The organism is Streptomyces sp. NPDC088910 (genome assembly GCF_044749865.1).
Classification (GTDB): Bacteria; Actinomycetota; Actinomycetes; order Streptomycetales; family Streptomycetaceae; genus Actinacidiphila.
Window position 1 is genome coordinate 251,480 of sequence record NZ_JBIVIV010000008.1, and the last position, 14,177, is coordinate 265,656.

At 74.1% G+C, this 14,177-nt stretch carries 15 protein-coding genes; 9 read left to right on the forward strand and 6 right to left on the reverse strand.

Annotated elements, in window-relative coordinates:
• Window positions 1-2: 2 nt before the first annotated feature.
• The 8 genes from folP (at window position 3) to ACIP4Z_RS20485 (ending at window position 6,020) form a co-directional block, all read left to right on the forward strand.
• Window positions 3-872: a dihydropteroate synthase gene (folP, locus tag ACIP4Z_RS20450; RefSeq protein WP_391043034.1), complete on the forward strand. Its 870-nt coding sequence runs from the start codon at window positions 3-5 to the stop codon at window positions 870-872.
• Window positions 869-1,402 (forward strand): nuclear transport factor 2 family protein, encoded by a 534-nt coding sequence (locus ACIP4Z_RS20455; protein WP_355337292.1) that lies wholly within the window; start codon window positions 869-871, stop codon window positions 1,400-1,402. The genes folP and ACIP4Z_RS20455 overlap by 4 nt, the downstream gene beginning before the upstream one ends.
• 136 nt (window positions 1,403-1,538) lie before the next feature.
• On the forward strand, window positions 1,539-1,898 hold the full coding sequence (gene folB, locus ACIP4Z_RS20460; RefSeq protein WP_355337295.1) for a dihydroneopterin aldolase: 360 nt from the start codon (window positions 1,539-1,541) through the stop codon (window positions 1,896-1,898).
• Complete coding sequence (gene folK / locus ACIP4Z_RS20465) at window positions 1,895-2,518, forward strand: 2-amino-4-hydroxy-6-hydroxymethyldihydropteridine diphosphokinase (RefSeq protein WP_355337298.1); 624 nt, start codon at window positions 1,895-1,897, stop codon at window positions 2,516-2,518. The genes folB and folK overlap by 4 nt, the downstream gene beginning before the upstream one ends.
• Window positions 2,519-2,624: 106 nt before the next feature.
• The gene (locus ACIP4Z_RS20470; RefSeq protein ID WP_401309947.1) at window positions 2,625-3,119 is read left to right on the forward strand and encodes a DUF3180 domain-containing protein; all 495 of its coding nucleotides are present in this window, start codon (window positions 2,625-2,627) and stop codon (window positions 3,117-3,119) included.
• Between the two features lie 457 nt (window positions 3,120-3,576).
• A complete protein-coding gene (locus ACIP4Z_RS20475; RefSeq protein WP_355337304.1) occupies window positions 3,577-4,104 on the forward strand; it encodes a cysteine dioxygenase in 528 nt (175 codons plus the stop codon).
• A complete protein-coding gene (locus ACIP4Z_RS20480) occupies window positions 4,101-4,541 on the forward strand; it encodes a rhodanese-like domain-containing protein (protein ID WP_401309950.1) in 441 nt (146 codons plus the stop codon). The genes ACIP4Z_RS20475 and ACIP4Z_RS20480 overlap by 4 nt, the downstream gene beginning before the upstream one ends.
• A gap of 444 nt (window positions 4,542-4,985) precedes the next feature.
• Window positions 4,986-6,020, forward strand: coding sequence for a hypothetical protein (locus ACIP4Z_RS20485; RefSeq protein ID WP_401309953.1), 1,035 nt, complete (start codon window positions 4,986-4,988; stop codon window positions 6,018-6,020).
• Between the two features lie 13 nt (window positions 6,021-6,033).
• Here ACIP4Z_RS20485 and ACIP4Z_RS20490 read toward each other — a convergent pair whose 3' ends face one another.
• The 3 genes from ACIP4Z_RS20490 to ACIP4Z_RS20500 all read right to left on the reverse strand — a co-directional run bounded on the left by ACIP4Z_RS20490 (window position 6,034) and on the right by ACIP4Z_RS20500 (window position 9,277).
• Entirely contained in the window at window positions 6,034-7,014 is a 981-nt protein-coding gene (locus tag ACIP4Z_RS20490) for a sigma-70 family RNA polymerase sigma factor (RefSeq protein ID WP_401309956.1), read from the reverse strand.
• Window positions 7,015-7,094: 80 nt separating this feature from the next.
• Window positions 7,095-8,237 (reverse strand): NADH-quinone oxidoreductase subunit D, encoded by a 1,143-nt coding sequence (locus ACIP4Z_RS20495; RefSeq protein ID WP_355337313.1) that lies wholly within the window; start codon window positions 8,235-8,237, stop codon window positions 7,095-7,097.
• 59 nt (window positions 8,238-8,296) lie between these two features.
• Window positions 8,297-9,277, reverse strand: coding sequence for an SAM-dependent methyltransferase (locus ACIP4Z_RS20500; RefSeq protein ID WP_401310139.1), 981 nt, complete (start codon window positions 9,275-9,277; stop codon window positions 8,297-8,299).
• A 224-nt stretch (window positions 9,278-9,501) separates the two neighbouring features.
• On the opposite strand from ACIP4Z_RS20500, the gene ACIP4Z_RS20505 reads away from it, so the two are divergent.
• Entirely contained in the window at window positions 9,502-10,536 is a 1,035-nt protein-coding gene (locus tag ACIP4Z_RS20505; RefSeq protein WP_355337316.1) for a carbohydrate-binding protein, read from the forward strand.
• Window positions 10,537-10,555: 19 nt separating this feature from the next.
• On the opposite strand, the gene ACIP4Z_RS20510 is transcribed toward ACIP4Z_RS20505, so the two are convergent.
• From ACIP4Z_RS20510 to ACIP4Z_RS20520, 3 genes are all read right to left on the reverse strand, one after another.
• Window positions 10,556-11,515: a 1-phosphofructokinase family hexose kinase gene (locus ACIP4Z_RS20510; protein ID WP_355337319.1), complete on the reverse strand. Its 960-nt coding sequence runs from the start codon at window positions 11,513-11,515 to the stop codon at window positions 10,556-10,558.
• Window positions 11,516-11,707: 192 nt separating this feature from the next.
• Window positions 11,708-12,871: an N-acetylglucosamine-6-phosphate deacetylase gene (nagA, locus tag ACIP4Z_RS20515; RefSeq protein WP_401309961.1), complete on the reverse strand. Its 1,164-nt coding sequence runs from the start codon at window positions 12,869-12,871 to the stop codon at window positions 11,708-11,710.
• The gene (locus ACIP4Z_RS20520) at window positions 12,871-13,803 is read right to left on the reverse strand and encodes an ROK family protein (RefSeq protein WP_401309964.1); all 933 of its coding nucleotides are present in this window, start codon (window positions 13,801-13,803) and stop codon (window positions 12,871-12,873) included. The genes nagA and ACIP4Z_RS20520 overlap by 1 nt, the downstream gene beginning before the upstream one ends.
• Window positions 13,804-14,177: the final 374 nt, after the last annotated feature.

Genomic DNA, 14,177 nt, shown 5'->3' on the forward strand with positions numbered 1-14,177 from the left:
GCATGAGTACGTTGCTGGGCCGCGTCAGGCCCGTCGGACTGCCGGAGTGGGACCGCTGCGCGGTCATGGGCGTGGTGAACGTCACGCCCGACTCGTTCTCCGACGGCGGGCGGTGGTTCGACCCGGAGCTGGCCGTCAAGCACGGCCTCGATCTCGTGGCGCAGGGCGCCGACATGGTGGACGTGGGCGGCGAGTCCACCCGGCCCGGCGCCAAGCGGGTCGACGAGGCGGAGGAGTTGCGCCGGGTCGTGCCGGTGGTGCGGGAGCTGGCCGCGGCCGGGGTGCTGGTCAGCGTCGACACGATGCGCGGCTCGGTCGCCGAGCAGGCGGTCGCCGCGGGCGCCCGGCTGGTCAACGACGTGAGCGGCGGCCTCGCCGACCCCGCGATGGTCCCCGCGGTCGCCGCCGCCGGGGTGCCGTTCGTCGTCATGCACTGGCGCGGCCAGAGCATCGACATGAACAACCGGGCCGTCTACACCGACGTGCTCGGCGAGGTCGTCACCGAACTGCGCGCGGGCCTGGACCGGGCGGTGGCCGGCGGTATCGACCCCGGCCTGGTGATCCTCGACCCGGGCCTGGGCTTCGCGAAGACCGCGGACCACGACCTGACGCTGCTGGCCCACCTGAGCGCGCTGCGCGAACTGGGCCGTCCGCTGCTGGTCGCCGCCTCCCGCAAGCGGTTCCTCGGCCGCATCCTGGCCGGTGACAACGGCGAACCGCCGCCCGCCAGGGAACGCGACGCGGCCACCGCGGCCGTCACCGCCATCGCCGCCCGCGAGGGCGCCTGGGCGGTCCGCGTCCACGAGGTGCACGCCAGCGCCGACGCCGTCCGCGTCGCCCGCGCCATCGAGATCGGGGGGGTCCGCGCATGACGCCGCGCACCGCGGAGGCCCGCGCCGTCGAGCGGGCCAACCAGGCGTTCTACGACGCCGTGGAGACCTCGGACCTGGACGCGCTGGAGTCGGTGGTCCTGGACGGGCCGCTGGCCGAGTCGGTGGCCGTCGTGCACCCCGGCTGGCCGGTGCTGCGCGGACGCCGCGAGGTCATGCGGTCGTACGCGCTGATCATGGCCAACACGGACTACATCCAGTTCTTCCTGACCGACGTGGAGGTCGCCGTCGACGGCGACAGCGCGGTGGTCACCTGCACCGAGAACATCCTGACCGGCGGCCCCGCCGAGGAGGACGGCTCCGCGGGCTCGCTCGTCGGCGGCCTGGTGGTGGCCACCAACGTCTTCCGACGCACCGCCGACGGCTGGCGGATGTGGGTCCACCACGGCTCGCCGGTGCTGGCCGAGGACGACGACGAGGACGACGAGGACGGCGAGGGCCCCGGCGGATCCGGCGGTCCCGGCGACGATCTGCTGGACGACGAGGGCTTCGACGGGACGGCGGGAGCGTGACCGCGGGCCGCCCGTGACCGGCTCTGTCGGTGACCGACGGTAGATTCGGAGCAGACCACGGGGCGGACCGCCCCGTCCGCCGCCGGCCGGGACACCCCGGACGGCGGCCGTCCGACCGACCGGCGGGAGAGAGTTCGTGGATCGTGTCACGCTGCGGGGCCTGAAGGCCCTGGGCCACCACGGTGTGTTCGAGCACGAGCGCGAGGACGGCCAGGTCTTCGTCGTGGACCTCGTGCTGGGCCTCGACACGGCCCCCGCGGCGGCCGATGACGACCTCACCAGAACCGTGCATTACGGTGTGGTCGCCGAAGAGGTCACGGCCGTCGTCTCCGGCGAACCGGTCGACCTCATCGAAACCCTCGCCCAGCGCATCGCCGACACGTGCCTGGCGCACGACGTCGTGCAAGAGGTCGAGGTGACCGTGCACAAACCGGACGCGCCGATCACCGTGCCCTTCGACGACGTGACCGTGACCATCACCCGGAGGCGCCCGTGAACTCCCCCCGTCGGGAGCACGCCCACAAGCCCGCGTTCGACCCGACCGTGCAGCCCGTACCGGCCTCCGTGGTCGCGCAGGTCGACGCGGCGGACTTCACCCTGAACAACCCCAAGACCGCGGTGATCGCCCTCGGCGGCAACCTCGGCAACCGGCTGGAGACCCTGCAAGGCGCGGTCGACGCGCTGGAGGACACCCCCGGCGTCCGGGTCAAGGCCGTCTCGCACGTGTACGAGACCGAGCCCTGGGGCGTTCCCGAGGGCTCCCAGGCCACGTACTTCAACGCGGTGGCGCTGGTGCGCACCACGCTGCCGCCCGAGTCGCTGCTGGAGCGCGCCCAGGCCATCGAGGAGGCGTTCCTGCGGGTGCGCACCGAGCGCTGGGGGCCGCGCACCATCGACGTCGACATCATCGCGTACCAGGACGTGGCCTCCGACGACCCGGCGCTGACACTTCCGCACCCGCGCGCCCACGAGCGTGCCTTCGTGCTCGTGCCGTGGTACGACGTGGACCCGGCGGCCGAACTGCCGGGGCACGGCCCGGTCGCGGAACTGATCGGGGCGGTCGGCTCCGCGGGGGTGCGACGGCGCACGGACGTGGAACTCCGGCTGCCCGAATAATCGTTGGGACCTGCGTACCGCGCATCCGCCACGGGCGGCCGCGGGCGGACGAGCGCACACAGGCGCGCGGACGGCGCACTGCACAGAAAGTGGAGGCGGGCACTCGGTGAGGACGCTGCGGATCAGGACGCTGGCGGGGCTCTTCGCGGTGGCGGGCGTGCTCTCATGGGCCGCCGCGCGGCTGTGGGACCACGTCGGGACGCTGCCGGGCGTGCCGGTCGCCGCGCCGATCGTGCTCGCGCTGATCGCCGTCGCGCTCCTGGCCACCGCGCTGTCGCTGCGCTCCCGGCTCAAGGCGCAGCGCGAACGGCACCCGGGCGCCAAGGGCGTCGACCCGCTGGCCGCCGCCCGCGCGGTCGTCTTCGGCCAGGCCAGCGCCCTCGTCGCGGCCCTCGTCGTCGGCATGTACGCGGGCACCGGGCTCTACCTGGTGATGTACGACCTCGACATGGACCCGCGCCGCCAGCAGGCCATCTACGCGGGCCTGGCCGTCGTCGCCGGGATCGCGGTGATCGCCGCCGCGATCTTCCTGGAGCGGGTCTGCCGCCTCCCCGAGGACGACGACACGGTGCCGCACGGCACGACCCCGCACCGCCGCTGACCCGCGCCCGAGGCGCGCGCGTCCCGGCCGCACCTCCCGCCCCCGGGTACGTATCCCGCATCCTGAGACGTATCCGACACCCGTGGTCCCCGCCGTTGCGGGGCCGACGCCACCACTCGGACGTCCGGCTTGACCGGCGGGCGGGTGGCGTGGTTCAGTCCGCTACGTGAGCGAACCCGGATGGCATCTGCACCGGAAGGTCCACCTGGACCTCGTCCGGTACGCGGGCTGCATCTGTACGACCGCGCGCTGACGCGCGCCTCCGACGTCCTTCGTTCATCTTTCGCGTCGTAGCCGCAGCCCCGGCCTGATTTTCGTACGAACCCGGCACGCTTCATTCTCAAGGGATCTCTCGTACGCACGCCCCCGCTGCCCGCCGACGCGGCGTATCCCCGGGTGGTGTCCCTTGAATTCCGCTGCTCCCTCGTCCGAACCCGCCGCCGCTTCCGCCTCCGCCGTGTCCACTGTCTCCACCGCGCCCTCGACCGCTCCCGCCGCGCCCACCGCCGCCGATCTGCTCGACTTCGCCCGCAAGGTGGCCGCCGACCCCGCCGTCGTCGGCGATCTGCCGCTCGACCCCGAAGGCCGCACCTGGGTACGGCTGGAGGGCCCCGGCGGCGCGGAGGCGTGGCTGATCGGCTGGCCGCCCGGCGCCGAGACCGGCTGGCACGACCACGGCGGCTCGTACGGCGTCTTCGTCACCGCCGCCGGTGAGCTGACCGAGCAGTCGCTGTCCGTGCCGCTGCCCTCCGAGGGCTGGCGCTCCCTGGAACTGGCCGAGGGCCTGGACCGCAGGCGCGTGCTGCCGGAAGGCGTCGGCCGCGCCTTCGGCCGCAACCACGTCCACCAGGTCACCAACAGCTCCCCGTCCTCGCACGCCGTCTCGGTGCACGCCTACTACCCGCCGCTGCCGCTGATCCGCCGCTACAGCCGCAAGGGCAGCACGCTGCGCCTGGAGCTGGTCGAGCGCCCGGAGGAGTGGTGACCGCGCTCGACGCGCGCCTGGCGGCCGTACGGGCCCGGCTGGACCGGCTGGGCCCCGAGGCCGCCGCCCGCGCCGCGGAACACGACGGCGCCCTGCTGGTCGACATCCGCTACGGCGCGCTGCGCGACCGCGACGGCACGATCCCCGGCGCCGTCATCGTCGAGCGCAACGAACTCGAATGGCGGCTGGACCCCGAGGGCGCCCACCGCCTCCCGCAGGCGACGGGCCCCGGCCTGACCGTCGTGGTGATCTGCAACGAGGGGTACGCGTCCTCGCTCGCCGCCGCCTCCCTCCAGGACCTCGGGCTGCGCGCGGCCACCGACCTGGACGGCGGTTTCCAGGCGTGGCGCGCGGCGGGCCTGCCGGTCACCGCGCCGGACGGCACCCCGACGGTCCCCACCGCGCACATCGCGGCACAGGCCGAAGGCGCTTTCTGATCCCGCTACTGATCCCGCTACCGATCGCGACTCTGATCGCGGCACTGATCGCGGCTCTGATCCCGTCGCGGGGAAGCTCAAGATCAAATTCCCGGAGTGCGTCGGGGAATACCCCAACAACCCCTTCCGCGAACCGGAGTTGACGTCGCACCCAGGTCGCCGAACCTGGGTATCGGCGCCGCCGTAATCGCCCGCGCGGGCCCGGCACCGGACCCCGCGCCGGGCCCAACGGGGGCGGCCCCGGGGCCCGGTGGGGCGGCGCGGGCGGGCCTCGGCGCCGCCGCGGCGGCACATGAGGACGGCATTGGCCGACGGCACATGGGGGGACACATCGTGCAGCGCCGAATGCCCTCCGTATTCGCCGGGCGAATCGCCGTGAGAATCCGCCCAGATATTCGGGACCCGCCTCCCCACGATCCCTTCACACACGCTAAATTTCTGGCCATGCCCCGTGGACGTCACCGCCATTCGCAGCCGCTGCACCGGATGCTGCCGCCGCTGACCGTCGTCGGCAGCGCCGCGGTCCTCGCCGCCGCCGCCCTGTTCTCCGGCGATACGGGCGTGATCCGGGTGCTCACCGTCGCCACCGCGCTGACCGCGTGCGCGGGCGCCGCCCTCGCCCGCACCTGGGACCGCTCCGCCGGCCGTACGGTCGCCGAACTCGAAGCGGCGCGCGTCCGCGAGGAGTGGCGGACCGACGAGCGGGCCGCCGAGTTGGAGACGGACCTGGAGGAGTCCCGCGAGATACGCGGGCGCCTGGAGAAGAAACTCCGGGCCAAGCGCGGGGAATTGGCCAGGCTCCGCACCGAGCACGCCGACCTGCTCCGCCGGTACGCCACTGCCGAGAGCGAGCGCGCCCAGGTGCTGGAGAGCCGCCGTCAGCTCCAACTGGACTCCGCCCCGCGGCAGCTCGCCCTCACCGGCGGTGCCTCGCCGGTCGGCCCCGCCGCCTTCCTCAAGGCCGATCAGGCGCTGCGGGACCTCGGCCGCAACGCCGCCCGCCAGCAGGCCAGGCGCACCGTCGAGGACGCCCGCCGCCGCGACACCGCGGGCCCCGAGGACGAGCCGCAGGGCCGCCACGCGGCGGAGGCCGAGAGCCACACCCGGACCGCCGCGCCCGCCACGTCACCGGCCGGACTGCCGGTCCGCGAACACCGCCTCGTCCCGGCCGTCGCCGCCGCCGTCCTGCCCTACGCGCAGCCCCAGCGCTCGCCGGGCGCCCCCGGCGGCAACGGCAGCCGGGCCATCGGCGGCTTCGACTTCTTCGGCACGCAGAAGCCCGCGGGCGGTGCGGACCCGGAGGACGTCTCCGAGGTGGACGCGCTGGACGACGTGGCCGACCTGGACGACGTCGTGGGGGACGAGGCCGTCGCGGAACACGCCCAGGCCGTCGCGGAGTCGGGCCCCGAGGTCATCGACCTCACGGCCCACGACGAGACCGAACAGCTCGACATGTCGGAACTGCGCGCCCAGGCCTGACGGCGCGGGGGATTCACGCCAGCGGTCGCACGTCCAGCGCGGCCAGCCGCCCCGGCTCGGTGACGATGTCGACGGCCGTGATCCGCCCGTCCGCCGCCGAGACCGCGAAGGTCAGGACCCGCGCGTCCGCGGTGTCCAGGTCCACCGCCGCCGCCACGAGTCCGTCGACCAGCACCAGCCGCGCCGTGGAGGCCATCGCGGCGTAACTGACCGCGCCGCGCGCGACGTTGGCCGCGCCCCGGCGGGTGGAGGTGACGCCGGGCCGCCCGGGGACGTCGGAGCGGACGGTGACCTCGGGGTCCAGGACCGCCAGGAGCGCGTCGAAGTCCCCGTCGCGCGCCGCGGCGAGGAATGCCTCGACGGCCGCGCGCCGCAGCGCCGGGTCGGGGTCGGAGACCTCGGTGCCGCCCTGGACGCGGCGCCGGGCGCGGCTGGCGAGCTGGCGGGCGGCGGCGGGGGTGCGCTCCACGATGGGCGCGATGTCGTCGAAGGGCACGGCGAACATGTCGTGCAGCACGAAGGCGAGCCGTTCGGCCGGGTCCAGGGTCTCCAGGACGACGAGCAGGGCGAGCCCCACCGAGTCGGCCAGCAGGGCCTGCTGCTCGGGCCCCGGCGCGGGCAGCGTCACCGCGCCCACGTACCCGTACTCGTATCCGTCCGGCGCGGTGATCGGCTCCTCGCGGCGGGTGCGGCGCGAGCGCAGCATGTCCAGGCAGATCCGGCCGACCACCGTGGTCAGCCAGCCGCCGAGGTTGCGGACTTCGGCGGCGTCGGTGCGGTTCAGCCGCAGCCACGCCTCCTGGACGGCGTCGTCCGCCTCGTCGGCCGAGCCGAGCATCCGGTAGGCCACGGCCCGCAGATGGGCGCGGTTCGCCTCGAACCGCGCCGCCAGCAGCTCTCTGTCGTCCTTGCCGTCGTGCCTGCCGTCTTCCAGGCCGTCGCGCACGCCGTCGTGCCCACCGTCGTCCAAGCCGTCGTCCATGGGTGCGTCCATCGGTCGGTCCTCCGTCACATGCCGTCACTCTCCTGACGGACCAGTGACCCCGAATGTGACGCGCGGACCGCCCGGCGGCGCTACTTGTCGACGTCGCCGACCACGAAGAACATCGACCCGAGGATCGCGACCATGTCCGACACCAGCGTGCCCGGCAGCAGCACCGCCAGCGCCTGGATGTTGTTGTACGACGCGGAGCGCAGCTTCAGCCGGTACGGCGTCTTCTCGCCCTTCGACACCAGGTAGTAGCCGTTGATGCCGAGCGGATTCTCGGTCCACGCGTAGGTGTGCCCCTCGGGGGCCTTGAGCACCTTCGGCAGCCGCTGGTTGATCGGCCCCGGCGGCAGCTCCGCCAGCCGGTCCAGGCACGCGTCCGCGAGGTCCAGCGCGTTGTGCGTCTGCTCCAGCAGCACCTCGAAGCGCGCCAGGCAGTCGCCCTCGGTCCTGGTGACCACCCTCAGGGTGTCGCCCAGCTCCCCGTACGCCAGATACGGCTCGTCGCGCCGCAGGTCGAAGTCGACGCCGGAGCCGCGCGCGATCGGCCCGCTGACGCCGTACGCGTGCACGGCCTCGCGGGACAGGACGCCGACACCGCGGGTCCTGCCGCGGAAGATCTCGTTGCCGAGCACCAGGTCGTCGAAGCGGCCCATCCGCGACCGCACCCCGGCGACCGCCTGGCGCACCCGCCCCTGCCAGCCGTTGGGCAGGTCCTCCTTCAGGCCGCCGACCCGGTTGAACATGTAGTGCATGCGGCCGCCGGAGACCTCCTCCATCACGTGCTGGAGGTTCTCCCGCTCGGAGAAGGCGTAGAAGATCGGCGTGATCCCGCCCAGCTCCAGCGGGTACGAGCCCAGGAACATCAGGTGGTTCAGCACCCGGTTCAGCTCCGCGAGCAGCGTCCGCGTCCACACCGCGCGCTCCGGCACCTCCATGCCGAGCATCCGCTCGACCGACAGCACCACACCCAGCTCGTTCGCGAACGCCGACAGCCAGTCGTGCCGGTTCGCCAGCATCACGATCTGCCGGTAGTCCCGCGCCTCGAACAGCTTCTCCGCGCCCCGGTGCATGTATCCGACGATCGGCTCCGCGCTGCGGATCCGCTCCCCGTCCAGCACCAGCCGCAAGCGCAGCACCCCATGCGTGGACGGGTGCTGCGGCCCGATGTTCAGCACCATGTCGGTGCCCTCGGCCGCCCCGCCGACTCCGATCGTGGTCTCCGTCATGCCGCCATCCTCTCAGGACTCCCCGCCCGTATCCCACGGGCGGTGCCGGGCCCGCGGGCTCAGCGCGCCCGCGGCGACCGCCGTGCCTCCGCCGAGTCCTGAACCGCCGCCAGGACGCCGGTCACGCCGACCTCCGTCACCAGCCAGGTGAAGTCGCCGAGGCCGCCGCGGGCGGTCAGTTCGGCGGCCTCGCCCGCGGCGGCGAGGCCGCGGACGTAGGCGGCCGGGTCGGCGGCGGCCAGGGCGAGCGGGGGGCGGGCGGCGGAGAGGCCGAGGGAGCGCAGGGCGGCGCGTTGGGGGAGCGCCGTGCCCGGCAGGGCGTCGAGGGCGACATGGGCGGTGAGGTCGCGGGAGCCGTCGGGGACGGGCTCCACCTGGCGGCCGTCGCGGTAGCCGGTGAGCGTGCCGTACGGGGGCCGCGCCGCGCGCGTGTGGGCGTAGTCGACGGCGACGGCCGCCCCGGCGTCCAGCGAGCCGACCGCCTCGGCCCAGGCGGCCTCGCGCGGCAGCCCGATCTCGGCGCGGGCGCCGGGCTCCGGCGACGGCGGCCACCACCGCTCCAGCCACCGCGCGTCGGCGCCGCGCACCGGCTCGCCGAGGCGCTCCGCGCCGTCGGCCGGGCGGACCAGCACCTGGCGGGGCACGCCCGCCCCGTCCGTCTCGGCGACGTCGAGCGGCACATTGTCCAGCCACTCGTTGGCGAAGAGCAGGCCGCGCACACCGCGCGGCGGCCGGTCGCTCCAGGTGATCCGCGGGTCGAGGCCCGGCGGGCGCGGTGCGCGTTCGACGGCGTGGACGCGTACGCGGCCGGCGACCGGCGCGGGGAGCGCGGCCAGCACCCCGGAGCACAGCTCCGCGCGGCCCGCGCCCATGTCGGTGAAGGCCAGCTCGGCCGGGTGCCCGAGGGCCGCGTCGACCCGGACCAGCAGCTCGGCGACGGCCCCCGCGAAGAGCGCGGAGGCGTGCACGGAGGTACGGAAATGCGCCGCGGGCCGCTCCCGTACGAAGAAGCCCTCGGGGCCGTACAGGGCGCGGTCCATGGCCTCCCGCCAGGGCACCCACCGCTCCCGCCACTCGCTGTCCACGGGGTTAACGGTACGTGTCCGGTGAAGTGTGCCTGCTCACAGGGGAACCTTCCTGACCTGGAGATGCGTCGAAGGCTTGAGCGGGGTGTCTCTCGGGGCCGGTAGTGTTCCGGAGATACCACAGGCGCCGCGACGGCGTGTGCAGCGTGTGTGCAGTGCAGTGAGGGAGTGGACAGCGGATGACTGCCGGAAACGACGGCGCCCCTGAGAACGACGACCCGTTCGGTTATCTCTACCGGTCGGAGGGCGGCGAGCAGCAGCCCGAGCAGGCCCCGGTGCAGCAGCCGGGCATGCCGCGTACCTCGCACCACCAGATCCAGCGGGTCGGTGAGCGTCGTCCGCAGCCGCCGCAGACACCCTCGGGCTACGGCTACCCGCAGCAGCAGTCGCCCTCCGGTTACGGCTATCCGCAGCAGACCCAGCAGCAGACGCAGGCGTACGGCCAGCAGCCCGGCCAGCAGCAGTACGGCGGCCAGCAAGGGCAGCAGGGCCAGCAGGGATACCCGGGCCAGCAGGGTTATCCCGGCCAGCAGCCTCCCGCGCAGCCCCCGCACACCCGTCGCGCGGGCGGCGGCGGCCAGCAGGGCGGCGGCGCGCCCAACCGCAAGGGCCTGCTGATCGCGGCGGTCGCCGTGGTCGCGGCCGTGGCCATCGGCATCGCCTTCGCGATGACCAACGGCTCGGGCGACGGCGACAAGAAGGCCAGCGACAAGCCCTCCAGCCCGGCGGTCACCTCGGCCGCGCCCACCGAGACGACGCCGTCGGCCTCCGCGGAGCCGACCCCGTACGACTCGAAGAAGACCGACGCCTCGACGCTCGTCCTGACGGGCGGCGCGCAGACGAGCACCGAGCACCCGGGCGCGAGCGCGGCGGGCGGCACCTATGTCGACCACCTGACGCAGGTCGGCGCGACCGTGACGTGGACGGTGACGGTGCCGAAGGACGGCCCGTACACGCTCTTCACGTACTACGGGAACGCGGGCGACGACGCGACGCTCACCCTCGGGGTGAACGGCAAGGCGCGCAGCGGCCCCGTCAATCTGAAGAACTACGGCCACTACACGGACTGGGCGAAGGCATGGAACAACCACACCTACTCCTGGATCGACCTCAAGGAGGGCTCCAACACCGTGACGCTGAGCTGCCAGCAGGGCAATCAGTGCGCGGTCAACCTGGACCAGTTCGAACTCAAGCAGGGCCAGGTCACCGAGTAGCCGCCGCCGGGGCCCGCCCTCACACCGCCGCGCCGGGCTCCGCGGGCACCACCGTCACCTGGGGCAGCAGCTCCGCGTAGACCGCCGCGTCGAATTCGCCCGCCGCGGGCGCCGCGACCGTGGCCGCCGACAGCGCGACCGCCCGCGCCAGCCGCCGCGGCCACGTCAGGCCCTCCGCGAGCCCGGACAGCAGCCCCGCCACCGCCGAGTCGCCCGCGCCCGTCGGATTGCCCGCCAGGCGCGCGGGCGGCAGCGCCTGCCAGCCGCCCTCCTCGGTCAGCGCCAGCATCCCGTCCTCGCCGAGCGAGGCGGCCACCGCGCGGGCGCCGCGCCGCCGGGCGTCACCGGCCGCGCGGGCGGGTTCGGAGAAGCCGGTCAGGCCGGTCAGCTCCACCGCGTTCGGCTTGATCAGGTCGGGGCGCGCGGCCAGCCCGCGGCGCAGCGGCTCCCCGCTGGTGTCCAGCAGCACGAACACCCCGGCGGCCCGCGCCTCGCGCACCAGCTCCGCGTACGCGCCCACCGGCAGCCCCGGCGGCAGGCTGCCGCACAGCGCCACGGCCGTCGCGCGGCCGTCGGCGAGCAGCGCGCGGTAGCGCTCCAGGAACCCGCCCCACTCGCGCGGGGTGACCGTGGGCCCCGGTTCGTTGAACATCGTCGTGTCGCCGGTCGTGTCGTCCACGACGCCCACCGTGCGGCGGGTGGTGCCCGCGATGGGCACCAGCGCGTCGGTCAGCAGCCCGTCGTCGTACTCGGCGGCCCGCTCGGCGAGCCGTTCGCGCAGCTCGGCGCCGACCGGGCCGCCGACGAAGCCGGTGACGACGGCGGGGCGGCCGAGCGCGGCCAGCACGCGGGCGACGTTGAGTCCCTTGCCACCGGGGCGTTCCGCGGTGTGGGTGACCCGGTGGGTGGAGTGCGGTCGGAGCGACGGGACCCGGTAGGTCACATCGAGGGCGGCGTTCAGTGTGACGGTGATGATCACCTGACGATGATGACAAAAGTACGGCGGTCGGCCCAGTGCGCGCCGACCGCCGTTACGCAGCTTTTAGCGAGAATCCGCGAAAATCGGGTGAACTCACCGCCCGGGCGCCCCCGAACACGCCTGCCGGACACCCCCGAACACACCGCCCGGGCGCCCCCGAACACACCTCCCGGGCGCACCCTCCGGCGACGGCTAGTCGGGCCGGACGACCCACTCGCCCTTGCGCATGACGCCCACCAGGTCGTACGCCGCGTCCAGCACCACCAGGTCCGCGTCTTTGCCGGGCTCCAGCGTGCCGATGCGGTCGTCCAGGCCGAGCAGCCGCGCCGGGTTGGTGGAGATGGCGCGTACGGCGTCGGTCAGCGACAGCCCGTCCAGCGTGACGGCCCGCTTGAAGGCGGTGTCCAGGGTGAGCGTCGACCCGGCGATCGAGCCGCCCTCGACCAGCCGCGCGACCCCGTCGAGCACCTCGACCTTCATCGGGCCCAGGTCGTAGTGGCCGTCGCCGAAACCGGCCGCGTCCATCGCGTCGGTGATGAAGGCGACCCGCCCGGCGCCCGCGCTCCCGAAGGCCAGCTCCAGGACGGCCGGGTGCAGATGCGTACCGTCGTTGATCAGCTCGACGGTCACCCGCTCGTCCTCCAGCAGCGCCGCGATCGGGCCGGGCGCGCGGTGCTGGAGCGGCGGCATCGCGTTGAACAGGTGGGTGGCCACGGTCGCGCCCGCGTCGATGGCCTCCAGCGTCTGCTCGTACGTGGCGTCGGTGTGGCCGATCGCCGCGATCACGCCGAGGTCGGCCAGCAGCCGTACGGAATCGATTCCGCCGGGCAGTTCGGCCGCCAGGGTGACCATCCGGACGGCCCCGCGGCCCGCCTCGACCAGCTTGCGCACATCGGCCGGGTCGGGGTCGCGCAGCAGCGCCTCGTCGTGCGCGCCCTTGCGGCACGGCGAGATGAACGGGCCCTCGTAGTGGATTCCGGCGAGGTCGCCCTGCTCCACCAGCTCGGACAGCAGCCCGGCCTGCTGGGCCAGGACGTCCAGCGCGTTGGTGACGGTCGAGGCGACCACCGTGGTCGTGCCGTGCGCGCGGTGGGTGCGCACACCGGTGAGGATGTCGTCGGCGGTGCCCGAGGTGAAGGACGCGCCGCCGCCGCCGTGGTTGTGGATGTCCACGAAGCCGGGCACGACGGTGTGGCCCGCGAGGTCCACGGTGGCCGTCGAGACGTGCTCGTCGGCCTCGTTCGCCGCGATCCGGGTGCCCTCGACGGTCAGCCGGCCGCCTTCCACCACACCTGACGGCAGGACCACACGGGCACCCGCCAGCACCGTGCGCTGCGTTGTCGTTACGGGGGCCATCAGGCGGTTACCTCCACGGAGAGTAGATCCCAGGCGAGCAGGCCGGCGCCCAGGCATCCAGCGGTGTCCCCCAGCGCGGCGGGGACGATGAGGGGGAGTTTCTGGAAGGTGATACGTGCCTCCACGGCCGCGCGCAGCGGCCCGAAGAGGGTGTCCCCGGCCTCCGCGAGCCCGCCGCCGATGATCAGCACGCGCGGGTCCAGAAGGGTGAGCCCGGTGACCAGGCCGTCGGCCAGCGCGCCGATCGCCTCGCCCCACACCGCGAGCGCCCGCGGGTCGCCGGCCTCGACGGCGCGCGCGCAGTCCGCGGCGTCCGCGTCCGGGTCGCCGCTCGCCTCGGCCCAGGCGCGCGAGACCGCGCCCGCCGAGGCCAGCGCCTCGAGACAGCCGCGCTGCCCGCAGCCGCACTCCGGGCCGCCGGGGCGGACCACGATGTGCCCGATCTCGCCCGCGTAGCCGTGCGCGCCCGCCTCGATCCGGCCCTCGATGCCGATGGCGCCCGCGATTCCGGTGCCCAGCGGGAGGAAGAGGAAGCGGTCGGCGCCGTTGCCCGCGCCGATCCGGCCCTCGGCGAGGCCGCCGGTGCGGACGTCGTGGCCGAGCGCGACCGGTACGCCGTCCAGCCGCTCGGACATCAACGCCCGCAGCGGGACGTCCTTCCAGCGGAGGTTCGCGGCGTAGACGGCGATCCCGTTGACGTCGTCGACGATGCCGGGCACCGCGACCCCGGCCGCGGCGGCGGGTTCGCCGTACTCGCGCACGCCGTGGTCGCGCAGTTCGGCCGCGAAGTCGAGGATCGCGGCGACCACGGCGTCGGGGCCGCGTTCTCTGCCGGTCGGACGGCGCGCCTGGTGCAGGAGCGTTCCGTCCGCGCCGACCAGCGCGGCCTTCATTCCGGTGCCGCCCACATCGAGAGCGATGACATGTCTCACGGGGACAGTGTCGCGGCTAACACCTAAAAAGGTCTAGTCCACTCCGTGAGGAAAGATCACGCGTCAGGCGGCGTTTGCGGAGCAACGGGACACTCGGGCGCGCCGCGACGGGACATCCGGGGGACACACGACGGACGCCCGCCGGACGTACGCCGGTTCCGTGCCGCTTTCCGTGGCGCTTTCCGGGCCGGTCCCGCGCAGGTCGCGTGCCGCTCTCCCGCCGGTCCCGGAGCGCGCCCGTCGCCGGTCCGCGCGCGGACCCGTCGCCGGTCCGCGCGCGGACCCGTTGCGCAAGCGATACCACTCATGGTGTAGACCTTGGGCAAAGGTGTGGGGAAGACTCGACGCTTCCGTAGCGGTACGCGAGCAAGTGT